Source organism: Paenibacillus ihumii (assembly GCF_001403875.1).
In the GTDB taxonomy this organism is placed as follows: domain Bacteria; phylum Bacillota; class Bacilli; order Paenibacillales; family Paenibacillaceae; genus Fontibacillus; species Fontibacillus ihumii.
In genome coordinates, this window is the sequence record NZ_LN884299.1 from 2,692,569 (window position 1) to 2,716,725 (window position 24,157).

Below are 24,157 nucleotides of genomic sequence, written 5' to 3' on the forward strand. Positions count from 1 at the left end.
TCTCCTTTCCTAGGATATACCGGGTCGTCAGCCGGCCCAAGTTCAGTTCTGCAAGAAATGAATAATTCGAACCGTTTATTTGCAAGCTACAGCAGCGCAGCTGCCGTCTGCTCCAGGCTCTCCAGGCTGTTCACGTTATACGTTGTCACGCCGCGGTTAATTTTCTTGATCAGCCCGGTCAACACGCTGCCAGGACCGATTTCTACGAAGGTATCAACGCCCTGTTCAATCAACCAGGCCACACTGTCCTCCCACAGAACCGGCGAATACACCTGTTCTACGAGCAGACGGGATATGTCTTCGCCGCGCTGAACGGCACTGGCCGTCACATTGGCGACGACAGGAATGGATGCATCGCCGACCGCAATCTGCTCCAGCTTGCCGGCCAGCTTCTCGGCCGCCGATTTCATGAGCGACGAATGGAACGGTCCGCTGACTTCGAGCGGAATCGCCCGTTTGGCACCGATCTCCTTGATGCGCTCAACGACGGCACCTACGCCTTCCTTCGTGCCGGAAACGACGATTTGCCCCGGGCAATTGACGTTCGCCAGCTCGACCAGGCTGCCGCCTGCCGTAATATCAGCGCACAAGCCGGCCAATGCCTCGCGCTCACCGCCCAGCACCGCTGCCATCGCGCCTTGTCCGCCCGGTACGGCTTGCTCCATGAACTCGCCCCGCGCCCGTACGGTCGCGACCGCATCGCTGAAGCTGAGCGCCCCGGCTGCCGTAAGCGCGCTATATTCCCCCAGGCTGTGGCCTGCTACAAAATCCGGCTTGATGCCTTTGGCCGCGAACGCCTGATATAACGCTGCGCTCGTCGTCAGCAGAGCCGGTTGCGTATTCGCCGTCTGCTTCAATTCCGTATCCGGTCCTTCAAAAATCAAGCGAGTCAGCGGGAAGCCAAGAATATCATCCGATTGGTCGAACAGCTGCCGGGATTCCGGCACTGATTCATAGATGTCCTGACCCATTCCCACGCTTTGGGATCCTTGACCCGGAAATACAAATGCCAGCTTACCCATAAATTCGTCAGCACTCCTTCTCTCTTCAAACCCATATAAAGCACGCTATTCATTCGTTTATAAATCAAATATATGGCTTGTTCGGTTTGTTATGTCGGCCTGATCTCCATGCTGCAAGAAACCGCAACAAACAAGAGGCCAGACAAACAAATTACCAGACAAGCACGGATGCGCCCCACGTCAATCCGCCGCCAAAGCCTACAAGAAGCAAGGTGTCGCCTTCCTTGACACGGCCTTCCTCAACGGCTTCCACCAGCGCAAGCGGAATCGATGCCGCCGAGGTATTCGCATACTTGTCTACATTAATGACGCATTTCTCCTCCGGCAGATCCAGCCGCTGCATCGCGAATTGAATGATGCGGATATTGGCCTGATGCGGAACGAACAAATCGATTTCACTCTTATCCTTCCCGGCTTTGCGCAGCACTTCCTCCGTAGCCGTGCCCATGACGCGAACCGCGAATTTGAACACTTCCCGGCCGTTCATATAGATGAAATGCTTGCCGCTGCGAATCGTCTCCTCAGACGCCGGGCAGCGCGAGCCGCCGCCTTCCAGCTTGAGCAGCTCTCCGCCTGCACCCTCAGCCCCCAAGTCAAAGGACAGAAACCCTCGGCCTTCCGGAACCTCACCGAGCACGACTGCCCCGGCTCCGTCGCCGAACAGGACGCAGGTGTTGCGGTCCGTATAATCCGTAATGCGGGACAATGCATCCGCCCCGATAATGAGCGCGTTGTTGTACATTCCGGTCTGAATGAAGCCGTTGGCCGTAGCTAGGCTGTATACAAAGCCGGAGCAGGCTGCCGACAAATCGAATGCCGCGGCCTTCTTCGCCCCAAGCTTCTCCTGCAAAATGCATGCTGTGGACGGGAACGTCATATCCGGTGTAACCGTCGCGACAATGATCAACTCGATATCCTCGGCGGCGATGCCTGCCGATTTCAAGGCCTTTACGGCCGCCTCATAAGCCAGATCCGATGTCGCCTGATCCGGAGCCGCAATATGGCGCTCGCGGATTCCTGTCCGCGATACGATCCATTCATCATTGGTCTCGACCATCGTCTCCAATTCGGCATTCGTTAACACCCGTTCAGGCACGTATTTCCCTGTTCCAATGATGCCTACTGAACGCAATTTCATCATTCTACCACTCACTTCCTGCTGATTTCCTGTGATATGCTCTCCGTCAAACGGCTCTGAATCGCTGTTCTCGCCTGTCTCACCGCATTCTTGATCGCTTCTCCGTCAGAAGAGCCATGCCCCTTGACCACAAGCCCGCTAAGGCCCAGCAGCGGCGCTCCGCCATGCTCCTTGTAATCGAGCGTCTTCTTCAGCCCCCGCAGGGAAGGCATCAGCAGGGCCGCAGCCAGTTTATTCTTCAGCGATTTAGAGAACTCCTGCTTCAGGATCGAGAATATCGTTCCCGCCGTTCCCTCCAGCGATTTGAGCAGAATATTTCCCGCGAACCCGTCGCAAACAAGCACATCGCAGGCACCTGTCAGGATATCCCGGGATTCCACATTGCCGACGAAGTTTACCGGCAGCTGCTGTATGAGCGGATAGGCTGCCTTCGTCAGCTCATTCCCTTTCAATTCTTCGGTTCCGACGTTCAGAAGACCGACACGGGGACGCTGGATGCCATGCACCTTCTCCCGGTAAATACTGCCCATCAACGCGTATTGAGCCAAATGCTCCGGCTTCGCATCCATATTCGCGCCCAGATCGAGCGCCAGTACGCCTCGCTCGTCCACCGTCGGAATCATCGGCGCCAGCGCCGGACGCTCGATGCCGGCCATCCGTCCAACGACCAGCAGTCCGGTCGTCATCAGCGCGCCCGTGTTGCCGGCCGAAATCATCGCCTCCGCCTCGCCTTCACGTACAAGCCGGCCCGCGACAACCATAGAGGCATCCTTCTTGCGGCGCACCGCGCGAACAGGCTCATCATCCGCCTCAATCACTTCCGAGGCATGATGAATCCGCAAATTGCCAGGCACATCCGCGCCACTCAACGGCTCAAGCTGTTCTTGGTCGCCAACGAGAATAATTTCAATATCATTCCATTCCTTGGCAGCGGCCAAGGCGCCCTCAACCGTGCTCCTCGGCGCGTGGTCGCCACCCATGGCATCAATGGCGATTCTCATGCTGACTTCCTCCTTCATTGTTGTCCTCTACCGCAGAGCGGTAAATGACGAAGTTCCCTTGGAACACCATCTCTTCGCCGACATAGGTGAACACTTCGACCTTGGCCTTGCCCTTGTTGCCGGATACCGGACGAACATATGCTTTGGCGATGCACTTCTCGCCCAAATGAACCGGACGGATAAATCGGATATCCGCCGAGAACGTCAGCGCGATCTCATCGTTTATGACCGCCACGGCCAGCGAGTTGGCTTGCGCGAAAATATGATGCCCCCGCGCGATGCCCGTCCGGGAAAAGACATGCTCCTTGCTTATTTCAAAAATGGATATCCCGCTCTTATCCAACTGCAAATCGACAATTTCACCGATAACCTCATGCAGCGGCAGAGAACGCACCTGATCATAGGATCGTTCCGCCATCAGCTTCATCCGCTCCCGCAGCTCAGGTATTCCCAGCTCCATCCGGTCAAGCCGGATCGTCTGGATGCTCACCTTGAGCTGCCGGGTCAATTCCTGATCTGTGACAAATGGATTCTCCTCGATCAGTTTGACAAGCTGCTGCTGCCTCGCCCTCTTGGGCAAACGTTCAATGGGTAACACCCCCGAGTGATCATATGATTTTTATGTAAAACGAACGGCTTCGGTTTAGAACCTGGTACTAAGATAGAGTATAAAACATCTCCCCGCAAAAATAAAGAGAATTCATCAACCGCCCTGCATTTTCCAGATCGACCCATAAAAAAACAGCACCCCTTTGTGAGGAAGTGCTGTCTTAAGTTCTGAGATATTATCTGGGATTAACCTTTGATAACTTCTCTTGCTTTGTATGTTCCGCATACTTTGCATACGTGGTGAGCAAGCTTCAATTCTCCGCATTGTTCACATTTTACCATGCCCGGCACAGCCAATTTGAAGTGCGTGCGGCGTTTGTCGCGGCGCGTCTTGGACGTTCTCCGTTGAGGTACTGCCATGGTTCCCACCTCCTTAATGAAGTCAACCTTATTACGGTGTCACATTGTAATCTCATTTTTTGAAAAAATCACCGAGCGCTGCCAGCCGCGGATCGATCCGCTCCTTCTCGCAGTCGCAATCCCGTTCATTCAAGTCCGTCCCGCAGCTTGGACATAGTCCTTTGCAGTCTTCCTTGCATACGGCAGCATACGGAAGATTGAGAAGCAAAGCCTCTTCAATATATGGATTCAAGTCCACCTGATCATCGGCAATCAGCCAAATGTCATCTTCTTCTTCATTCTGCCCTTCTTCTTCGGGGGTGTCAATGCGTTTGAAAGTTTCCTCAAAATCGATATCGACTTTACGCTTCAAAGGCTTGAGGCAGCGGGAGCAGGACATGTCCAATTCCGCAAACAGCTTGCCTGTTACCTCAACTGCATTCCCTTCCACGTACACGGCCGTCAAGTCGCATGTTAGCGGGCTGATGCCGTGAATGTCCTTGCGTCCTTTAACGACACGGCTCACATCCAGAGCTTCATGCAGCTGCTTCGGCCCGTCGTGAGACGCCATCTGGCGAAATCTAAAATTCATGAGTATCACTCCAAACAAACAAAAATTATTATACCGATTTTAAGTAAGTTTTGTCAACAGCAAGCGTTGAAGAATAGCGGTTGTCCCCCTAATATACACATCCCCGCACAAAACGTCCATGCATACGACTTAATATAGAATGCGAATAGTGATGAAGACAAGGCATCTCGCGATGCAAAGGGTTTCGCTTCAGTTGAAGACCAATCCTTTCTGCCAGCTTCAAAAAGGCCAGCCGGTCGTGGTATAGTCATTTATTATAGGCCTCTAAAGGTGGTATTTCTATTGAATGTCGTCGGATTAATCGTTGAATATAACCCTTTTCACAACGGACATGCCTACCATTTGGCGGAAGCTAGGCGGCTCGCTGATGCGGAAGCCGTCGTGGCCGTCATGAGCGGCGACTTTCTGCAGCGCGGCGAGCCCGCGATCGTCAGCAAATGGGCGCGCGCCGAAATGGCGCTGCATGCCGGCGCCGACCTCGTGCTGGAGTCGCCAGCGCCACCGCCATACGCGGGCTGCTCCTGGGCAAGGGGGGTCTTGAAGCCGCCGCCCCTTACATCCCGCCGTATTCGGCGGACATCCTCGCCCGGGAGCTCCGGGCCGGCCGGGGTCCCGTCACCTGGGAGAGCTTCGCGGCTCCTCTGTTTCACCGCCTGCTGACAAGCTCCACGGCCGCGCTGGCCGAGCATCACGAAGTTACGGAGGGCCTCGAGTACCGCATCAAAAAAACGCTGCCCCAGCTCAAGCAGCTGACGGTCGAAGAGCTCTTGGAAAAGCTAAAAACCAAAAGATACACCTATACCAAGCTGCAGCGCATGCTGCTTCATATATTGCTGCAGCACGATCGGCAAGCCCTCGGTCCAGAAGCGCTGGCGCAGGGCCCCGGCTATTTGCGGGTGCTGGGCTTCAGCGCCCAAGGCCGCAGGCTGCTCAAACAAATGAAGGGCAGCGCCTCGCTGCCCATCATTACGAGAGCAGCCGCCTGCTCCCTCCCTGGACTGGAGCTTGACATCCGGGCAGCCGCCGCCTATGCGAACGCCATGCCTGGCAGGGACGAGGCCGAAATATTCCGGGACTACCGCCAGCCGCCGATTACGATTTAGCGTCTGTTTTGGCGGATTTTTTGACGGGCAGCTCATCCAGATAGCGCAGCGCCTCATCGACATGCTTGACCGGGACAAGCCTCATCGTCGTGCCGATCTCGTCCGCTTTGGCCTTGGCATCCTTATAGTTCGCTTCCGGCACAAAAAATATTTCTGCCTGCTCCCGGTGGGAGGCGACAATTTTGAACTGCACGCCGCCGATCGAGCCGATCGCCCCATCCTCGGAGATCGTCCCCGTCCCGGCGATCCGGTACCCTTTACTGAGATCGCCCGGGGTCAGCTGGTTATATATTTCGAGCGTAAACATCAAGCCTGCGGACGGTCCGCCGATCCGCGTGTCGGCAAATTTGACCTCTTTGTTCTTATCAACCGGCTTGACCTTGCGGACCTCACCGACGCTAACACCGAGGCCAGCCTTCGGCAGAGCGCCCTCCTCCCCGATTTCCACCAGCTCGACCTGCTGGCGAATTTCCTTGTCGCCACGGGTTAACACAACCTCTACCTGATCCCCGGCTTTCTTGCCCTGCAGAAGCGCCGGCAGATCCTCAAACCGCTCTACCTTCCGCCCCTCGACCTCGGAAATGATGTCTCCCGATTGAAAATCACCCTTCGGAGCAGATGCTCTGGACACCCCTACGACGAATACATACTCGGGCACGATCTCATATTTGACGCCGGCCAGATTATAAGCCGCCATAATCGCATTCGATTGGGAGCTGCTCATGTAATATTGCTGCTGTGTCGAATACTCCTTCTCGTTCCGATCCGGCTCCTTGCGGACAACCTCGGTATGAGCTTGAAAGTGCGAGGTTGCCAGCATCGCCAGATTCGCATAGCTTACCGATACCGTCGTCAGCATGAATGTGCCCTCTTCCTCCGGATCACCGGCAGGGATTGTCACCATCGGCCTGATTTCCTCCGCCGTGCCTGGCTGATTGATCATATAAGGCGTCGGCATATAAACAACTACGTAGACGATGATGGCGAGAGTGATGACGTATAATCCCGCTTTTATGACTGCTGATCTGGATTGACGCATAATTTTTGCTTCCTCTCTTTTTCACCGAAGCGGTGTATCTGGTGGTCTTTCAACTGCCATACGAGCATAGACATGTACTAGCCTTCCATATGCCCGTAAAGAGGTGAACGCGCCCGATGAATCAAGAACGTTCCCGGCATGGCGGCTTGCTCTCCACGATTCTGCTCGGGATAGCCGCCGTCCTGCTAGTCGTTTGTATCATTTATGCCCCCAGCCAAGCCTTCGAAGCTTCAAGCCAAGGGCTTGCCCTGTGGTGGAGAATCGTTTTTCCCGCTCTGCTGCCCTTTCTGGTGCTGTCGCAAATTCTGGTGGCCACCGGCTTTGCCCATGGGTTCGGAACACTGCTCGAGCCGGTCACGCGCCGCATTCTCGGTCTGCCGGGAACGCTGGGCTGGGTGCTTCCCTTAGGCATGACTGCCGGATTTCCCGCGGCCGCAGAAGCGGCGGCGGCCTTATATAAGCAGGGGAAAATCACCGCGCATGAAGCGGAAAAATTAGCGAGCTTCTCTCATTATTGCAGCCCCGTGCTGATTGTGATCGTGATCGGCACCGCTTTTATGAGGCAGCCCGAGCTCGGCCTTATCCTGCTCTGGATACACTGGGCAGCGGGCCTGGCCGCTGCAGCTACCATGCAATGGGTCTTCTTCGGCAATAAGCGCAAGCCCCAAGAGCCTGCACCGGCTTCGGGACGGACGGGAAGTCCGCCAGCCGCATCCCGCTGGAAGCTTGCCTTATCCCAAATGGAAGAAGCGCGGCGCGAGGACGGCCGCAACTTCGGCAAGCTGCTGGGCGATGCTGTCGGCTCAGCCGTACAGACGCTGATGTCCACGGGCGGTTATATGCTTATTTTTGCCGTTATCATCCATATAGCCTCGTCACTGCTTGCACCTGTTATTTCACCCGCTCTTACAGCGGTACCCGTCTCCGCCCTGCTGGAGGTCCATCTTGGAGCGCATGCCGCAGCAAAGCTCAGCTTGGCGCCTCCGCTATCGGCAGCCCTGATCGGAGCCTTGCTCGGCTGGAGCGGACTTAGCGCTTACTGGCAGGCCCGGGCAGCGCTGAAGCCGACCGGGATCAGGGGCACCGCATTCCTGATGAACCGCATGATCCACGGCATGTATGCCTATGTACTCACATTGCTTCTCTGGAAACCGCTGACCACGCTCGTGCCGCTGTCCTCGCCCGCCTACCAGAGCTTTAACGGCGCCGCAGCCTGGGTCGCGAGCGGCGAGCTGCCGGTTTCGGGGTGGAAGGTGTTCTCCAGCGTCATCTCCTGGCAGCTGTGCATGCTGGGGCTGCTGATCATGCTTGGCTTGTTTGCCGTCTATCTATGGTCGAAGCATTTCAAGACGAAAAGCGCAGGACCGACATAACTGCACCTGTCTGTCTGCACGAAATACGTTTGAGCGTTTGGCGATTGTTTCGAGTCAAGCTTTGGCAGGCTTCGATTTGAACTTATCCTTCAAAGCCTCCTCGACTATCCGCGGCACAAGATCGGACACATCTCCCTGGAAGCTGGCGATCTCTTTGACGACGCTCGAGCTCAAATAGGAATATTTCGGGTTCGTCATCATGAAAATCGTCTCTACCTCGCTGTTCAGCTTATGGTTGGTGGACGCCAGCTGCAGCTCGTACTCGAAATCCGTGACGGACCTTATACCGCGCACGATCACATGGGCTTGCTTGTAATCCATATAATTCACGAGCAGGTCTCTGAAGCTGTCAACTTCCACGTTAGGCACATGCTGCGTCGCTTCCCGCAGAAGCTCCTTTCGCTCATCCACTGTAAATAGCGGATTTTTGCTGGTATTGTTCAATACGGCTACGATCAGCCGGTCGAACTGGCGGGCGGCCCGCTGAATAATATCCATATGCCCTTTCGTTACCGGATCAAAGCTGCCTGGGTAGACTGCGATCCGAAGCTCATGTTGCTTCTCCATGTTCGTGGCGCTCCTCCTTCTCGGTCGAATCCGATTCTGTCCCGCTATCTTTGTCATAGACATAAATCGTAATTCCCGTCTCTCCATAATCTGTTTTGCGAATCATTCTAAATCGGCCGAAATCATCCCGATACTCAAAGGAAGATTCGTACTCGAGTACGAGGACAGCTTGATCCTTCAGCAGGCTCAGCTCGTCCATCCGCGCCATCAGCTTGTCCCCATGCTTCAATCGGTACGGCGGATCAAGAAACACAAGATCAAAAGACGCCCCTCGTTTGGCCAGCGTCTTGAGTGCTCTTTCCGCATCGTTCTTGTACACCTCTGCCTGTTCTGTGAACCCTGCGGCCTTTAAATTTGCCTTTACCGTCTCTACGCTTTTGTAGTCCAAGTCCACGAATATCGCTTTATCCATGCCGCGGCTCAGCGCCTCGATCCCCAAGCCGCCCGTGCCTGCGAATAAATCAAGCGCGGTTCCTCCTTCGAAATAAGGACCGATCATGCTGAACAAAGCCTCCTTCACCTTGTCGGTGGTCGGCCTTGTGCCCATGCCGGGAACAGCCTTCAAAGGCCGGCCCCTCGCGCTTCCCGAAATTACTCTCATCGTTATTCACACCCTATTTGGTTTACCTGCTTGTCCATGAGTTTTCATGGTATGTCGATATCGTACCATAATCAATAGCAGATTGAAATTTGCAAAAAAGCTGCGCCAAGCACAGCCGGCCCGCTTGAAAAATACCCATAAACTTTTTTTAACATTTTTGCATCCTGCAGGTATAAAACTTGCAAGCCGGGACAAACTTAAGATATCGACATCACAAATGTCGTAGACAACCGCGGAGAAGACTTACGTTTCCCCATAAGCTCTTCGTCCGGTTTCTCCTCTCCCATGATGGGCGTCCCGCAAGGGGCGCCCGGACAAAAGCCTTTGTAGCGTAGAATTCTACGAGGGCTTTTGTCCTTTTTTTGTGCACGCAAAAATAATCCGCTAGGCAAGCCTAGCGGACGATTGGTATGATTGCTTCAGCTTCAAGCTTAGATCCAAGCGCGAGATACGATAACAAGCAGAATGAACAATACAAGTATTACCCCAGTGGAAGTAAAGAGCCCTCCATTGCCAATTTCGCCCATCGGGATACCTCCTTTGCATCTGAGTCATGTTTAGAATATTCATTCCTTAAACAGAAGTTCGGGCAGCATCGGAAATTGTATGCTTATCCCACATCCGGATTATCGAACAGCCCCCGGCGGTGCAAAATCGTGATCAACCGATAAAAGTCATAACTTCCCTGCTCAGGGGATTGGATTAGAGGACGCTTCTTGTCATAGTTTACAGCTGCCTTCACCGCTTCCTTGGCCCATTCGGGCGTTTTCAGCTCAGCCCGCTTCTCCAGCTTGGCGATTCGTTCGGCCTGCTCCTTAACGGTTGCTTTTAGAGCCTCAAGCTGCTTTTTCTCCTCCGCCGTCATTGGTTCCTCCCCCCCTTCGGCGTCATAACGGTACAGATCATACTTATCCATCAGGTCGATCAGCTTGTTCGCGTAAGCCGGATCGGTGGCATAGCCTGCCGCTGCCACACCGCGAGCGGCCTCCCTTCCGGGTCGATGCAGCGTCTTCTCGTACCGTTTGCCAAGCAGCAGGCGGGTATGATCGGCGACGGACTCATCCCATGAATAGTATTTGCTAAAGGCGGCGTTGACGTTAACCGGCGTTCCGCCGCGATATTCTTTCGTGGGCAGGCTGATGCTCCCGGCAGGTCCCGTCCCCTTTATCCCAAAAAGGTTATTCGCCCGAACCGCCAGCGTACTCGTCCCCCAATTCGATTCCAGAATGGCCTGAGCGATCGTTAGCGCTGCTGATACGCCGCTAGCCTGCCAATCCCTGATGGCTGCCGGGGCAATTTTAGCGATAAAATCGTTTGGCTTCATTTCACTCCCACCCTTGTGCACTGCAGAAAATAGAGTTGCTTCCTACATTAAATGACGCCAAAGGCTGGAACGCTTGGACGGCTTGGCTTCTTTTTACTCCATCACTCTGTCGGGATCGGCCACTTTCTCCATTTTCTGTTCCACTCTCGTGTCGCTGCCCAGGTAGTATTTCTCTACGGGCCGTAGCTGCTCATCCAGTGTATAGACAAGCGGGGTTCCCGTTGGGATGTTCACCTGCATAATTTCCTCTGCGCTCAGATTGTCCAAATATTTGACGAGCGCCCGCAGGCTGTTGCCGTGTGCCACGATGATGATTTTTTTCCCTGCTTGAATTTGCGGTTTCATCTCGTGAAGCCAGTAGTCCTCCACGCGAATGATCGTCTCCTTCAGACTTTCCGTCAGCGGAATGAGTTCATCGGGAACATCCCTATATTTGGGATCGTTCCGCGGGTACCTCTCGTCCTCCTTCGTCAAGGCCGGAGGAAGCACATCATAGCTCCGGCGCCAGAGCATAACCTGCTCCTCCCCGTATTTCTGGGCGGTCGTCAGCTTGCTGAGCCCCTGCAGCGCTCCATAATGCCGTTCATTCAACTGCCAGGTCTTATAGGTGGGAATCCACAGCAAATTCATCTCATCCTGAATGAAATACAAAGTCTTGATCGCCCTTCTTAAATAGGAAGTATAAGCAATATCAAAATCAAATTTATGCTCCTTCAGCATCTGCCCGGCTTCCTGGGCCTCCTTCACCCCTTTGCTGGACAAATCTACATCCGTCCAGCCGGTAAATAAATTCGATTTATTCCATTCGCTTTCGCCATGCCGGACAAGCACGAGTTTATGCATGTTCCATCCGCTCCTTCCCTGCATCCGAATTTAGAACTCCACATCTACAAATCCAGTTCCCTGCTCTATTCCCCAAGTTCATTTCTATTCCGGGCCACTCCCGGAAATTAATGCAGCTATGAATATCTTTACCCTATCAGGGAAACCTAACCCTGGTTTCTCATACAACCAATAGCCAACTGAGGAGGATTTACGAAATGCATCAAAACGTAAACCAGCATATCCGCCAAATCGAGCAAACGATTCAGCAATTAGAGCAGCAAACCCGCCAAGCATCGACGATGTACCAACAGCTGCTGGAGCAGGAGCAGCAAAACGCGATGCAGCTGGAGGAAATCGCTCAACGCGAGCGCAAAGCCGCACAAACGATCCAATCCGCACTGCAAGGACATCAAACGGCCATGCAGCAATATCAGCAAATTTCACAGCTGGCAAGCCAAATCGAGAACATCGTCAGCTCCAATGTATCTCATTTCAGCAGCCCTTCCAGCTTCTCCACCTCCGGAATCGGCCAGCGCTCCATCGGCGGACAAGGTTTTGGGCAGCCTAGCTTTGGACAGCAAGGAAGCTTCGGTCAAGGAAGCTTCGGCCAGAGCAGCTTTGGACAAAGCAGCATCGGGCAAAGCAGCATCGGGCAAAGCAGCATCGGACAAAGCAATATCGGACAAAGCAATATCGGACAAAGCAATATCGGACAAAGCAGCTTCGGCCAAGGCAGCTTCAATCCTTCCCCATCCGGCTCATCCGTAGGTCAAGCGGGACAAAGCTCGCAAGTCCGCGGTTACCAATAAGAAGCGCAGCAAGGCAGACCAAGGAATCTTGATCTGCCTTTCTCTTTTCAATGCTCCAGCAAACATCCCCCTTCATCGCTTTGAGCATGCTCGTCTTTCGCTTCTTTCGTGGTATAATTGGAAAATAATCTTACCCACGGAGGAGAACATGAAATTCCTTATTCTCATCATACTTTCCTGGCTGACAGGAAATGTATTCCTTTCCTTGATTATTTTCCTGGCAATCCTATACTTTCTGGACAGACGATTTATCGGTATTTTCCCCAGCTTCACCAAGCCTTTTCGGAGAGCTCGGCAAATCGCCCGCCTGCGGCAGGAGCTGACGGTGAATTCCTTCAATGTCTCCTCGAAGCGGGAGCTTGCCCGGCTTCTGCTGGACCGCAAAAAGTTCCATGAAGCCCACGAGCTGCTTCTTGAGGTGCAATCCTCGTCGGAAGCCTCGGCGGAATACTGGAGCGATCTGGGCGAAGCGCTGTTGAAAATGGGCCGGCTGGAAGAAGGGGAACAGGCAACCCTTAAGGCGCTCCGCATCAACGAGCGCGTCAAATACGGGCAGCCCTATCTGAACCTGGCCTTTGCTTTTCGCGAGAAGAATCCCGAGAAAGCTCTTCAATACGCCAAAAATTTCGGCGAGCATTACTCTTCGTCCAGTGAAGCGCATTATTTGCTCGGCAGCCTGTACCAGTCCCTGAACCGCAAGGAAGAGGCCAAGCAGGCGTGGGAAGAATCGATTGCGATCTACAAATCGCTGCCAAAATACAAGAAACGCAACGAGCGTAAATGGGCCTTGAAAAGCTATTACAAAAAAATGCTCCTGTAAAGCAAGACAAAGCCGCCGGCCCCAAAGGGCCGACGGCTTTCTTCTTACCTGCTCCCGCAGTTGAACGGACTATATTCGTTAACATGGCGAAACAACTAAGTATCATCACTGGAAAAAAAGCATACACAGCAAGGGCGTCTATGCATGTCCATCCATGTATGCCTTGAATTTATACCCTGGCTTGTTAGTCTTCTTCGTTCTCTTCCGTCTCGTAGATACAGCGAAAATACTCCGGCCCGCCGGGAAATTTAGTAAAGCTGATCACCTGAAAGCCGATCCCGCGGAAGAAATCCGCGCTATCCTCATCCGTCTCGGCCAGAATGGCCGCAGGACGTTCAAGCACAAGGGCATCGAGAATCATCCCCCGGCCGTAGCCCAGGCCGCGATATTCAGGATGAACGGCCAGATGCAGCAGCTCCAGTACATCGTTCTCCCCTTTGCGGTAACCGATAATGCCGATATACTGCCCTTCCTCTTCATAAGCAAGCAGCTTGCAAGCCTCGTCTTCAGCATACTGCTTCATCGCCAAGCGGAGCTCCTCTTCATCGCCATGCACCGCATATTCCAGCAATTCTTGAACCTCTTCGCTGGAAATGAGCGGTTTAACGTCTATTAGCATCCCAAGTACATCCTTCCTGCTACTCGATAATCTCGGTGCGTCCATCTTCGTAGCCGATGATAACCGTATCGGCAATGCCGACGAACAGCCCGTGCTCTACGACCCCAGTCGTCGCCTTCAGCTCATCGCTCAGCCTGCCTGGCGATTCGATCCGGCCAAAGGCCGCATCGGCGATGTAATTGCCGTTGTCGGTAACATAGAGCTTGTCCCCGTCCATTCGCATTTCAATGTCAACTTTATAACGGCTCCGCAGCAGCCGGAGCGTCCATTCATAACAGAAAGGGACGATTTCGATCGGCAGCTTGAACTGGCCTAAACGCTCTACCCTCTTGCCGCTATCGGCAATGACGACGAATCGGTCGCTCTGAACGGCAACCAGCTTCTCCCGCAGCAATGCGCCGCCTCCGCCCTTAATCAGGGCCATATCCGGATCCACTTCGTCCGCCCCGTCGATGGCAATGTCCAGCCGGTCCACGTCAGCCGCAGGAACCAGCGGAATATTATATTTTGCAGCGAGCTCTTCCGAAGCCTTGGACGTAGCAATCGCCCGAATGCTGAGCCCGGATGCCACCATTTCGCCGATTTTCTCAATGGCATAATAGGCCGTTGATCCCGTCCCGAGTCCGACCGTCATTCCTTCCTTCACTAATTCCGCAGCACGGTAGCCCGCCGCCTGTTTTGCATTCATGGTTACCCCTCCTGATTATGTCGCTTCTCTATTATGTAGAGCCTGTTAACGATAAGAATCACGCTTACATCATACCAAAAGATAAGCCAAAAAAGAACAGCAAGCCCGCACCCGGACTTGCTGAACTGCATTATAGATTCTCGATAGCCGCTTGAATCCCTGCATATGAAGCGTCCTCGACCTCTTTGCCGTTTATGAAGACTGTCGGGGTTCCCCTGACCTGGTAGTGCTCCACGAGCAAGAGATCTTTTTTTATATTAGTGCTATACGTCCTATTATCCAAATCCTCCTCAAATTTCTTGAGATCGGCTTCGGGAATATAAGTCCGAATCAGGTCGAGTATGAACTCCTTCGTTGCCCAGGTCTCGTCCTTCCGGCCCTGGAACTCGCTCATCCTCTGATGATAGACCCAGAAATAATCCTCGTCCTGCTGATACAGCGTCTCACCCGCCAATGCCGCCAGGTTGGAATCCGGCGCGAGAAATGGATAATCAACATAATACAAGACGGCCTTACCCGTATCCAGATACTCCCGCTTCAGCGCAGGCAGAACCTCCTCGTTCCACCTTTTACAGGCAGGACATTTATAGTCGGAGAATTCTACGATCTTAATTGGAGCATTTTTGTCGCCCAAGTAAGGCTGCTCCTCTTCGTTGAACCCGTCCGGACTGAAATCAACTGCAACCTGCTTGAAATCAGGAAATTCCGGCTTGCTGCCCTTCAGGCTGGTAAAAATGACGACTCCTATGGCTAGTAAAGCTATCGCTGCCAGTGTTACCAGCCCCAGCCGCTGATTTTGCTGCTTCATCCCTATCCCCCCCATATTCATCGGTAAATCGCCTCGATTGTTCGATTGTATAGGGGGGACTTGCAAGAAGGATAGGACAAATCTAACACGGCTTGGGCACGTCGATGGATAACTTGTGAAATTTTACGAAGTCAGGATTGGTGCGCGGCACGAGGGGCTTTCTTGAAGCCGCCTTTGCCCTTGCCCTTGTCCGATTCCGGCTTGACCATCGTCAGCAGTAGAATGACCGCAACTAGGGACACGCCAGCGATGACGAAAAACATCGTCATATGACCTGCTTTCATGAGCAGCGACACGATCGGCGGCCCTAGAGAAACACCGATAAAGCGCATGCTTCCATAGATGGACGTAATCGTACCTCGCAAGGATTTATCAATCCCTTCCGTAATCAGAGCATCAGAGCTCGGCAGAACGATGCCGATCCCCGCCCCGCACACGATCAGGCAAGCGATAACAAAGTAAATATTATTGAAAAAGCCAATTCCGAAAAGAGCCCCCGTGGAGAAGACCAGCCCAACAACCCCGGACCATTTCATCAGCGTCTTATTGTTGCCGATCTTCTTTCCCGTTAAGTAGGCTGCAAGGCACAGGGCAGCCAGCGGAATCGCCAGCACGAGCCCCTTCAGCACTCCATCCAATCCATGCTTGGTCTCCAGCTGCTCCGACAAGTAGAAGAGCACGCCGAATAATAGAAACATACAAATGCATCCGATAGCAAATATCGCGTATAGCCAGCGGCCCTTCTCCTCAAATACCTTTTTAACTGTCTTCAAAAATTCGCCTAAAGGCTTCGCTTCCTCCCTCCGCTCCGGCTCCTTCACCATGAAAATGACGAGCAGCAGCGAGGCCAGGCACAGCACGGGGATCGCCAGAAAGGGCACGTACCAAATCCAGGCGCCAAGCAAGGCCCCGAGGATCGGGCTGAGCACTTTGCCGAAGGTGTTGGACGTCTCAATGATTCCTAGACTGTGGCTGACCTCATCATCATCGTCGAACATATCGCCCACCAGAGGAAGGACGATGGGAAAGGCTCCCGCAGCACCAATTCCCTGCAGCAGGCGTCCGCCCAGAATAATCCAGTACACGGCCGCTCCATCCGCAAACCAGCTGGCCGCCCCCGAAACTGCGCCGCCGACACCGGCAATAATGAGGCTGGGAATGATGATCATTTTCCTGCCGAATTTATCGGAAAGATAGCCTGCAATAGGTATAAGCAGAATTGCAACCACCGCATATACCGTTATGAGCATGCTGACCTGAAACGATGATACATGCAGCTCGCGCGAAATTTGTGGCAATATCGGAATAAGCATCGAATTCCCTAATGTCATGATTAACGGTATGGAGGCTAGTGCAAACAAATCGCCTTTTTTGTTATCCATCCTCTTCTGCCACCTTTCAACACACGATATGTACAACGTTAGTGTGGTTGAAAAGCGTAAATATATTCCGAATGCCGCCTAGGCCTGAATATAGGCCGATCGCTCGCTTTCCGTAACGAAACGGCTAAGTTCACCAACCGAATAAATATGCAGCAGGTGCATCGCTCTCGTGCACGCCGTGTAGAACAGCTTGCGCTCCGCTTCCCTGGTATAGCTCCGATTGGAGCCGTCATAAATAAGCACCGCGTCGAACTCCACGCCCTTCGCCAGATAAGCGGGGATAATATGAATGCCTTTCTCGAAGGACAATGTGGTTTTCTTGATCAGCTTGACAGGCAGATCCTCTGCCAGCATTTCATGCACCTGCTCGCTTTGCTCAGCCGTCTTGCAAATGACTGCAATCGTCTCATACCCGTCCGCCTGCAGAGCGGAGAGGTCTTGGCGGATCTCCCGGTGCATGTCCTCCCGATCCTCCAGCACTCTTACGAGCGGCTTCTCGCCTTCCCGGTTAAAAGGAATGATCTCTTCACCGCCAGCAATCATCCGTTTCGTGAATTCGACGATTTCGCGGGTCGACCGGTAGCTCTGCTTCAGCACAATGAGCTCGCTCTCCTCCGTTCCGTACAAATCCGTCAGCGTGGCGGATTGCTGGAGCACGGAGGCATGGGCATAAATCGCCTGGTTCAAATCGCCGAGCGCCGTCATCCGGGCGCGAGGGAACAGCCGTTTGAGGAAGAACAGCTGAAACGGCGAGTAGTCCTGGGCCTCGTCGATGATAACGTGACGAATATCCGTATTCGAGTGAAAACCCAGAACCAATTCTTTAAGGTAAAGAAATGGGGTAGCATCCTCATAGTACAATTCACCGGCCCGGATTTTGTTCACAGTCTGACGGCTGATGTCGCTCCAGTCCTCCGGCATTGCCTCAAGCCCCACCTCGGCAGCAACCTCCGGATCCTCGAACAGCTGCGTGTACAGCCTCGTGATATCGACGAAGCGCAGCGCCTTAACCCATCGGCGCAGCGGCTTCAAACGCTCGCTGACGACCATCCGGCCGAGAATTTCCTTCTCGTCCTCGTAATCGTTGAACGACGCGCTCGTTCCGCGCTGTTTGCGGCGCATGCGCTGGTATGCCCGCTGATAATCCTCCGCATCGAGAAGCTGAATCTGTTCCTCAACCCACGGGGTGTCGAGCTGGCTCTTTCCAAACGCGGCAATTTCCTTCAACAGCCATTCCTTCAGCAGCTCACAACGGTTAGCCAGGGTGATAGCCGGATCATATTCGTAGAACTGCCGGGAAATCGCCTCGGCATCCACGACGGTCTGGCCTTGAAATCGGATCGGACGAAACTTCATCCCTTTTTTCTCAAGCCACTGCTTATAGCGGTTGATCGCCTCAAGGTACTTGGAGGAGGATTTATAGCGTATTCCGCTGATCCGGTGTGTATAATCCTCATCTTCAGTCCCGGTCAGCACATATTCGATTTGTACGAACGGGTCCTCCAGCTGGAATTCCCGGCCCAAACGATGCTCCAGGTATTCCTGAAACGTGGTCTGCTGCATGTTCTCCTCGCCGAGCTCAGGGAGCACAGTAGAGACATAGCTGTTGAACATCGGATTGGGGGAGAACAGAATCATCTGATCGGCATTTAAATGCTCGCGGTGCTTATACAGCAAATATGCAACCCGCTGCAGTGCGGCCGATGTCTTTCCGCTGCCTGCCGCGCCCTGAACGATAAGCATTCGGCTATGATCGTTGCGGATGATCCGGTTCTGCTCCTTCTGGATCGTAGCCACGATGCTCTTCATTTGCGCGTCCGAGCTTCGGCTCAGCACCTGCTGGAGCATTTCATCGCCGATCGTAACCCCTGTATCGAACATCAGCTTGATGACCCGGCCATGAATGACGAACTGGCGCTTTAGCGACATCGTTCCCTCGATCTTCCCAGAAGGCGTCATATACGAGGCCGGACCCGGCACGCCGTCATAATACAGGTTGGAGATTGGAGCCCGCCAATCGTACACCAGGAACTCTTCATCTCCCTCCTCCAGCAGGGAGGCAATCCCCAAATAAATCGCTTCCTCCTCCCCGCCGTCCTCGGCGAAATCGATTCGTCCGAAATACGGGGATTGCTTGAGGCGTTTCATTTTCCCCAGAGCCGCTGAAGCGTGAAGATGGCTCCTCTCCCGGTCGGATAGAACCTGCGATTGCTGACGCAAGCTCGTCGAGGTCTCCCCGACATCGTCCGCTTCACTGAAATTGACAGTGACTTCGTCCCAGAAGTCCCGGCGCATGCCGACAACGTCCTCCCGGACCACCGTAACCTCCTGTTCAAGCCTGCGAATGTGCTTATCGATCTGATCCGCAACGTATTCGACTCGCTCCTGCTCTTCCTGCCAAGCCTTATCCGTTCTGTCCAATGATGATCGCCCCTCTACATTTACTTATGCGATAGCTCATCGTCTATCCTCTGTTTTTACAGTGTTGACAATCGAGTTATTCTGTGATATAATTTATTCAGAATTACTATGCCTTGACCTATGAATTTTCAGTCCATTTTTTATTTTAACCATTTATTGTGCCGATTTCAACAGTCCCTCTGTTTTAAGAACAGAGGGACTGTTTTTATTTCATGTAGCCAACGGCTGCCTTGATCCGGCAGACAACGCATGCCAGGAGCTGTTTGTTCAGAGCTGCCTGCTAGGGAGCCATGCGGCGCAGCCGCAGCAATTGCTCTGCTCTCTATACTACCTATGCTCCCGATGCAGGCATGTCAGAGTGATCCGCCAGCCGGTTCAGGCGCTGCAGTTGATGGCCGTATTCGTATATTGCCGCGGAGACGATGGACAAGCGAAGAATTCCTTCCCGCTGCCCGGTATAGCGATCCAGCATGCTTCGCTGAAATTCGTCGTTTTCCTGCCCGAACAACTCCGCCTCCCTGGTGTTCGGCTTCAGTTTCCCCTCAAACTTCAACATAATATGCTCATGGAACTTGATCAGCTTCTCCAGATGCATATCGAATTCCTCGTTAACCTCCGGCGGGCGAGGCGCCTGGAAATAATGCTGCTCAATGGCGTCCAGCACCTCATATCCCTTGCGAAGCGTCCGCAATATTTGCTTGTATACCACCAGCTGCCGGCTGTTGCTAAGCTTGGGCGCCTTTAGTTTTTTCTGATCTTCCTCCAGCATTTTGTACGTATCGCTTATAGAATTGATCGTATCTTCAAGCTCGCGCTTCTGGCTGCGGAACACGTTCTCCTTCATTTCGCCGGAAATCGCCGTACGGAGGAGAAGCGAGAGCTGGTCGAACGTTTTCTTAGTCTGATGCCCGTACTGTACCCTTGGTTTAGGAGGATATACGAGAATATTAATGACGAAAGCCGAGACGATGCCGATCAGGATGAGCGTAAACCGGGTAAGCGCGAATTGCCATTGCCCCGATGCCTCCATGACGGCTACGACCGTGACGAGCGTCACGCCGATCGTCTCGTTCATTTTCAGGCGAATGCAGATCATAATTACGAGGATGCACACAAGCCCGACTGCAATCGGCTCGCTAGAGAATATCGCGCCTCCCGCCATAGCGAGCACGGCGCCCAGCGTATTCGTCTGCAGTTGATCGAGCAAATACCGCCACGAACGGTAAATGGACGGCTGCATCGCAAAGATGGCAGCCACCGCAGCGATGACGGGCGACGACAGACCAAACCAGAAGACTACATAAAGCGCTAATGTTACTGCAAGTCCAGTTTTGAGCATTCTGGCTCCAAACGTCACAATGATTCCCCCTGTTCCCTAGCCTTCATTACTACATTTTTACCCATTTCACTGCTTCTTTCAATTTTCAGATGATTTTAAGATAACCTTTTGCTTTTTGGTTAAAACTACATGAGAGAAAGACCCAATTATTCTATACGATGAGGTGAAAAATGTCTATGAACCACCTAAGCAAACTACTGGGGAAAAGCCTCCTGGTTGCCGTGACAGCAGCTGGCTGCTTGGCGGCCGGGGATGCCGTGCTGGCCTATAACGAACCATCGGCAATTCCCGAAGCTTCGCCAGAGGGCGGAAAGCAGCAGCAGATGCCTCGGCACCACCACAAAAAACATTTTCGCGGCGGACATATCGTCAAGGATACCGCTGAACTCTTGGACGTCGAACCGAAGATCCTTATCGAGGAGTTGAAGGAAGGCAAGTCTTTGCTGCAGATCGTACAGGCCCGCAAGGGCTGGAGCGAAGCGGAATACGTGAAGAAGCTGACGGCAGTGGTCACCGGCCATATCGATAAAGCCGCCGCTGAAGGAAGAATGACCCCGGAGAAGGCGGCTGCGCTAAAAACGGAGCTGCCAGCCAAGCTCAAAAGAATCGTTAACCGTACCTGGAAAATGCCCGCTAAAGGTCATCCCGTAACCGACTACCGCAACAACACGATCCTATGGCATATGGCGGAATAAGACGGCTTCAACAGAACTTTCCGGCATGAAATGCTTTGCCCGAAAAAACAGAACCTCGCTGCATCAGCGAGGTTCCTTCACGTTCGTCTTTACTTTTATATATAACAAAGTATGAATCCTAAACTCCCGTAGTCTTAACAATCTTTCCGTCAAACTTCCTTCTTCTTGAGCTTCTTCGCTTTCGAGGGTATGACTCCTACCGGAACCTCCAATATATCGAGCAGGAAGATGAAGACAGGAACCCCGACGATCAGCCCCCAAACGCCGAAGAAATGCTCCGATACAAGCAAAATCATAAACGTATAGAAAATAGGCAAGTGCGTCTTGTTTGACATGAATTTCGGGTTGAGGAAATAGGCCTCAAACGCATGGACAACCGCAATCATGACTAGAACGTAGACGACTTTGATCAATCCGCCGATCTTGAAGGCGATGGCGCAAAGCGGAATCAGGGAAATAATAACGCCCATCACCGGTACCAAGCCGAGAATAAAAATCATGATGCCGATCGCAACCAGATTCGGAAATCCAAAAATCCAGAGAAAAATCGTGGACAAGATGGCATTGACGGTGGCAATCAGGAACTGAACCTCGATCACTTTACCGAAGGATGCGACGAACTTCTTGCCGAAATACTCCAGCTCATTGAACAGAAATCCGGCGCGGCTCTCTTTAAATCTGGCTGTAAAATTCGTAACCTTCTCCTTCTCAAGCAGGAAGAACAAGCTCAGGATGATCGCGATGAACAGGTTCAGGCTCCACTTCCCGATATCCGAAACGGTTTTTAGCAGGAAGTTTAAGCCATTGCCGACGTATTTGGACAAATCGATTTCCTTCAGGGAATCCACCAGAAAATTCAACAGGACGTTGTCCGGCAAATTCGTCGGGGGATTATCATAGAACGAAATGACCTGATTGACCAGATCGTTGAACTCCTCCAGAAATACGGGCAAATAGTGGTATACCGTCGTAACGAGCAAGGTTAGTATTACGGCATATATGAATAGGATAGAAATACTTCGATTGATCTTGACGACCTTATCGACGTTTCGGGCAATGAAATTATGCAGGCGGTTGATCAGATAAGTCAAGATGAAGGTGATGAGCAGCATGTTCAGCATGCTTCGCGAAAAATAGAGGATTAAGATGACGAATAACAAGGCAAGAAACCTGCGGAAGCCCGCAATTTGAAATAGCTCTTTGAAAAAAGTCATTATAAGCGACCTGCTCCTTTAATATTAAACTATCTATCGATACATCAGGACTTCCGGTTAACATCCGTTTTTCCTTGAATTAATCTTAAGGCAGTATACAAGTGAAAAGCAAGTCAGCGAGAACTCTTTTTTCGTAAAATTACTGTTAATCATGCAAACAGTCCCGCCCAAGCAAGCCTGGGCGGGACTGAAAATCCTTATTATAGACGGAACAATACGGGCTGCACACATACCGGCTTCGAAATTTCCACGGTCTGTCCCGTGAAGGCCAGCTTGCCGTCAGCCTGGTTCACACGGAATACCGCCAGGTTATTCGAATCACGGTTAGCCGCAACGAGATAGTCCCCGGCAGGCGTTAATGCGAAATGGCGCGGATGTCCGCCTTCGCTGGATATATGCTGCACGAGGCTCAGCTTGCCGCTGCCTTGGTCGATAGCAAAGACGACGATGCTGTCATGACCGCGGTTGGAGCCGTACAAATACTTGCCGTCGCGGGAAATCGCCACCTCGGCCGTTGTGTTCTCCCCGTCGAAGCCTTCCGGCAAAGTCGGCACCGTGTCCACTGCCGCAAGCGTTCCGGCTTCCGCATCGAAGCTGAACAGCGTCAGCGAGGAATTCACCTCATTGATGGAGTACAGCCATTTGCCGTTCGGGTGGAAGGCAAGGTGCCGCGGCCCCGAGCCCGGCGCAGTTCTGGCCTCGCTGTGGTATACGAGCCTGCTGCCTCCCTCGTCCAGCCGATAAACGAACACTTTATCAAGCCCCAGGTCGGCAATGAGAACGAAGCGGCTGTCCGCAGTAAACAGCGCGGAATGCGGGTGCGGCCGATCCTGCCGGACCGGGTCCGCCCCCTGGCCTTCATGCTGCCGTTCATCGACCTGCTCGCCGGCCAGCCCGTCCTCCTGCAGCCGTACGAGGCCGACATTGCCGCCATGATAGCCGGATACTACAACATACCGGCTGCTCGGCTCAAGCTCGATATGGGAAGTTGACGGCTGCAGCGTCAGCGTCCGGTTCAATTCCGTCAGGCTGCCCGCTGCCGGATCGATCGCAAAGCTGACTACCTCGCCGGTCCGCTCCACCGCAGCGGTCTTCGTCTCAGAAATAGCGTACAGCTTCCTTCTATCCGCGTCGACCTTGAGAAAGGTCGGATTCTTGAGTCCAGCGGCTTCGCCGAGGCGCGTCAGCTCACCCGTAGCCGGATTCAGCTCCACGACATAAAGTCCCGGATCTGCGGCTGCAGCGTAAGAGCCTATGTATAGCAATAGTCGTTGTTGTTCTGACACGATGGTCACTCCTTCTCTATATTATCCTGTCCTCCTATTCTTCCGTACTTTCAGGCAAATGTCCAGCCCGACAAAGGATGGAAATCTTTAAAATTTTAGCCTGAGCTCTACACAAACCCAAAAAAATATGTTATACTGCAAGCGCTTCCACAACATCATCTAAAGGGGGATTTTGGAATGATGAATGTCGGACTAGAGGAGAAGAACGTTTATGAGGCCCTTGACCCGCATGACGCTTATTTCTTCAAGGTAGGAGGTCACGGATTAGTTTGCTTTCACGGCAGAAACTACAGTATAAAAAAGAGACTCTCTGCTGAACAAACCTCAAAACTAATCTCGGACCCCTCATTCTACCGTGTCAGCACCAATTGTTATGTCAATCTGCACAAAGTGACGGAAATCCAAGACAACGTACTGCTGTTCAGGGATCAAATTCATGGCATCAAGACAATCAACGTGCCAAGAAGAAATTTGGAGCAGATCAAGCGCCTCCTTCCCGAGCGGAACGATAGTGTAGCTGAAGTCGGTTAATCTCCGCCGTTC

Annotated in this window: 25 protein-coding genes and 1 pseudogene; 6 read left to right on the forward strand and 20 right to left on the reverse strand. The window is 52.9% G+C overall.

Features of this window, described 5'->3' with window-relative positions; translation table 11 throughout:
- Nucleotides 1-86: 86 nt before the first annotated feature.
- From fabD to BN2762_RS19275, 6 genes are all read right to left on the reverse strand, one after another.
- Entirely contained in the window at nucleotides 87-1,022 is a 936-nt protein-coding gene (fabD, locus tag BN2762_RS19250; RefSeq protein ID WP_055108501.1) for an ACP S-malonyltransferase, read from the reverse strand.
- Between the two features lie 151 nt (nucleotides 1,023-1,173).
- Complete coding sequence (locus BN2762_RS19255; RefSeq protein ID WP_148499970.1) at nucleotides 1,174-2,163, reverse strand: beta-ketoacyl-ACP synthase III; 990 nt, start codon at nucleotides 2,161-2,163, stop codon at nucleotides 1,174-1,176.
- A gap of 8 nt (nucleotides 2,164-2,171) precedes the next feature.
- Nucleotides 2,172-3,161 (reverse strand): phosphate acyltransferase PlsX, encoded by a 990-nt coding sequence (gene plsX, locus BN2762_RS19260; RefSeq protein ID WP_055108503.1) that lies wholly within the window; start codon nucleotides 3,159-3,161, stop codon nucleotides 2,172-2,174.
- Nucleotides 3,145-3,741 (reverse strand): transcription factor FapR, encoded by a 597-nt coding sequence (gene fapR / locus BN2762_RS19265; protein WP_055108504.1) that lies wholly within the window; start codon nucleotides 3,739-3,741, stop codon nucleotides 3,145-3,147. Before fapR ends, plsX begins: the two co-directional genes overlap by 17 nt.
- A 215-nt stretch (nucleotides 3,742-3,956) precedes the next feature.
- Nucleotides 3,957-4,130 carry a 50S ribosomal protein L32 gene (gene rpmF, locus BN2762_RS19270; protein WP_055108505.1) on the reverse strand — a complete coding sequence of 58 codons (174 nt, stop codon included), beginning with the start codon at nucleotides 4,128-4,130 and terminating at the stop codon, nucleotides 3,957-3,959.
- A 52-nt stretch (nucleotides 4,131-4,182) separates the two neighbouring features.
- Nucleotides 4,183-4,701, reverse strand: coding sequence for a YceD family protein (locus tag BN2762_RS19275; RefSeq protein WP_055108506.1), 519 nt, complete (start codon nucleotides 4,699-4,701; stop codon nucleotides 4,183-4,185).
- 282 nt (nucleotides 4,702-4,983) lie between these two features.
- Between BN2762_RS19275 and BN2762_RS19280 the strand changes: the two are divergent.
- Nucleotides 4,984-5,804: pseudogene (locus BN2762_RS19280) on the forward strand (nucleotidyltransferase family protein).
- Here BN2762_RS19280 and BN2762_RS19285 read toward each other — a convergent pair.
- Nucleotides 5,794-6,843, reverse strand: a complete 1,050-nt coding sequence (locus BN2762_RS19285) for a SepM family pheromone-processing serine protease (protein ID WP_055108508.1) — start codon at nucleotides 6,841-6,843, stop codon at nucleotides 5,794-5,796. The pseudogene BN2762_RS19280 and the gene BN2762_RS19285 sit on opposite strands and share 11 nt — an antisense overlap.
- A gap of 116 nt (nucleotides 6,844-6,959) precedes the next feature.
- Between BN2762_RS19285 and BN2762_RS19290 the strand changes: the two genes are divergently transcribed.
- Nucleotides 6,960-8,216 (forward strand): nucleoside recognition domain-containing protein, encoded by a 1,257-nt coding sequence (locus tag BN2762_RS19290; protein WP_055108509.1) that lies wholly within the window; start codon nucleotides 6,960-6,962, stop codon nucleotides 8,214-8,216.
- Nucleotides 8,217-8,270: 54 nt separating this feature from the next.
- On the opposite strand, the gene coaD is transcribed toward BN2762_RS19290, so the two are convergent.
- The 5 genes from coaD to gpmA all read right to left on the reverse strand — a co-directional run bounded on the left by coaD (nucleotide 8,271) and on the right by gpmA (nucleotide 11,551).
- Nucleotides 8,271-8,783, reverse strand: coding sequence for a pantetheine-phosphate adenylyltransferase (gene coaD / locus BN2762_RS19295; RefSeq protein WP_055108510.1), 513 nt, complete (start codon nucleotides 8,781-8,783; stop codon nucleotides 8,271-8,273).
- Nucleotides 8,767-9,384 carry a 16S rRNA (guanine(966)-N(2))-methyltransferase RsmD gene (rsmD, locus tag BN2762_RS19300; protein ID WP_055108511.1) on the reverse strand — a complete coding sequence of 206 codons (618 nt, stop codon included), beginning with the start codon at nucleotides 9,382-9,384 and terminating at the stop codon, nucleotides 8,767-8,769. The genes coaD and rsmD overlap by 17 nt, the downstream gene beginning before the upstream one ends.
- A gap of 431 nt (nucleotides 9,385-9,815) precedes the next feature.
- Nucleotides 9,816-9,911 (reverse strand): hypothetical protein, encoded by a 96-nt coding sequence (locus tag BN2762_RS27810; RefSeq protein WP_055108512.1) that lies wholly within the window; start codon nucleotides 9,909-9,911, stop codon nucleotides 9,816-9,818.
- An 83-nt stretch (nucleotides 9,912-9,994) separates the two neighbouring features.
- Complete coding sequence (locus BN2762_RS19310; RefSeq protein ID WP_055108513.1) at nucleotides 9,995-10,708, reverse strand: glycoside hydrolase family 73 protein; 714 nt, start codon at nucleotides 10,706-10,708, stop codon at nucleotides 9,995-9,997.
- 93 nt (nucleotides 10,709-10,801) lie between these two features.
- Nucleotides 10,802-11,551 carry a 2,3-diphosphoglycerate-dependent phosphoglycerate mutase gene (gpmA, locus tag BN2762_RS19315; RefSeq protein WP_055108514.1) on the reverse strand — a complete coding sequence of 250 codons (750 nt, stop codon included), beginning with the start codon at nucleotides 11,549-11,551 and terminating at the stop codon, nucleotides 10,802-10,804.
- A gap of 197 nt (nucleotides 11,552-11,748) precedes the next feature.
- On the opposite strand from gpmA, the gene BN2762_RS27815 reads away from it, so the two are divergent.
- On the forward strand, nucleotides 11,749-12,342 hold the full coding sequence (locus BN2762_RS27815) for a hypothetical protein (protein WP_230202545.1): 594 nt from the start codon (nucleotides 11,749-11,751) through the stop codon (nucleotides 12,340-12,342).
- 148 nt (nucleotides 12,343-12,490) lie between these two features.
- On the forward strand, nucleotides 12,491-13,162 hold the full coding sequence (locus BN2762_RS19325) for a tetratricopeptide repeat protein (RefSeq protein WP_055108515.1): 672 nt from the start codon (nucleotides 12,491-12,493) through the stop codon (nucleotides 13,160-13,162).
- A 184-nt stretch (nucleotides 13,163-13,346) separates the two neighbouring features.
- Here the strand turns inward: BN2762_RS19325 and BN2762_RS19330 are convergent, their stop codons facing one another.
- The 6 genes from BN2762_RS19330 to BN2762_RS19355 form a co-directional block, all read right to left on the reverse strand.
- Entirely contained in the window at nucleotides 13,347-13,781 is a 435-nt protein-coding gene (locus BN2762_RS19330; protein ID WP_055108516.1) for a GNAT family N-acetyltransferase, read from the reverse strand.
- Between the two features lie 19 nt (nucleotides 13,782-13,800).
- Complete coding sequence (gene rpiA, locus BN2762_RS19335) at nucleotides 13,801-14,469, reverse strand: ribose-5-phosphate isomerase RpiA (RefSeq protein ID WP_055108517.1); 669 nt, start codon at nucleotides 14,467-14,469, stop codon at nucleotides 13,801-13,803.
- Nucleotides 14,470-14,599: 130 nt separating this feature from the next.
- A complete protein-coding gene (locus tag BN2762_RS19340) occupies nucleotides 14,600-15,277 on the reverse strand; it encodes a thioredoxin domain-containing protein (protein WP_055108518.1) in 678 nt (225 codons plus the stop codon).
- A gap of 131 nt (nucleotides 15,278-15,408) precedes the next feature.
- Complete coding sequence (locus BN2762_RS19345; protein ID WP_055108519.1) at nucleotides 15,409-16,659, reverse strand: bacillibactin exporter BcbE; 1,251 nt, start codon at nucleotides 16,657-16,659, stop codon at nucleotides 15,409-15,411.
- A gap of 78 nt (nucleotides 16,660-16,737) precedes the next feature.
- Nucleotides 16,738-19,080, reverse strand: coding sequence for an RNA polymerase recycling motor HelD (gene helD / locus BN2762_RS19350; RefSeq protein WP_055108520.1), 2,343 nt, complete (start codon nucleotides 19,078-19,080; stop codon nucleotides 16,738-16,740).
- Between the two features lie 331 nt (nucleotides 19,081-19,411).
- Complete coding sequence (locus BN2762_RS19355; protein WP_055108521.1) at nucleotides 19,412-20,437, reverse strand: FUSC family protein; 1,026 nt, start codon at nucleotides 20,435-20,437, stop codon at nucleotides 19,412-19,414.
- Nucleotides 20,438-20,640: 203 nt separating this feature from the next.
- Here BN2762_RS19355 and BN2762_RS19360 point away from each other — a divergent pair, with 203 nt between their 5' ends.
- The gene (locus BN2762_RS19360; RefSeq protein WP_222861098.1) at nucleotides 20,641-21,114 is read left to right on the forward strand and encodes a hypothetical protein; all 474 of its coding nucleotides are present in this window, start codon (nucleotides 20,641-20,643) and stop codon (nucleotides 21,112-21,114) included.
- Between the two features lie 149 nt (nucleotides 21,115-21,263).
- Here the strand turns inward: BN2762_RS19360 and BN2762_RS19365 are convergent, their stop codons facing one another.
- Nucleotides 21,264-22,328 (reverse strand): AI-2E family transporter, encoded by a 1,065-nt coding sequence (locus BN2762_RS19365; protein ID WP_055108523.1) that lies wholly within the window; start codon nucleotides 22,326-22,328, stop codon nucleotides 21,264-21,266.
- A 200-nt stretch (nucleotides 22,329-22,528) separates the two neighbouring features.
- Nucleotides 22,529-23,614: a lactonase family protein gene (locus BN2762_RS19370; RefSeq protein WP_055108524.1), complete on the reverse strand. Its 1,086-nt coding sequence runs from the start codon at nucleotides 23,612-23,614 to the stop codon at nucleotides 22,529-22,531.
- 177 nt (nucleotides 23,615-23,791) lie between these two features.
- Between BN2762_RS19370 and BN2762_RS19375 the strand changes: the two genes are divergently transcribed.
- Nucleotides 23,792-24,145: a LytTR family transcriptional regulator DNA-binding domain-containing protein gene (locus tag BN2762_RS19375; protein ID WP_055108525.1), complete on the forward strand. Its 354-nt coding sequence runs from the start codon at nucleotides 23,792-23,794 to the stop codon at nucleotides 24,143-24,145.
- Nucleotides 24,146-24,157: the final 12 nt, after the last annotated feature.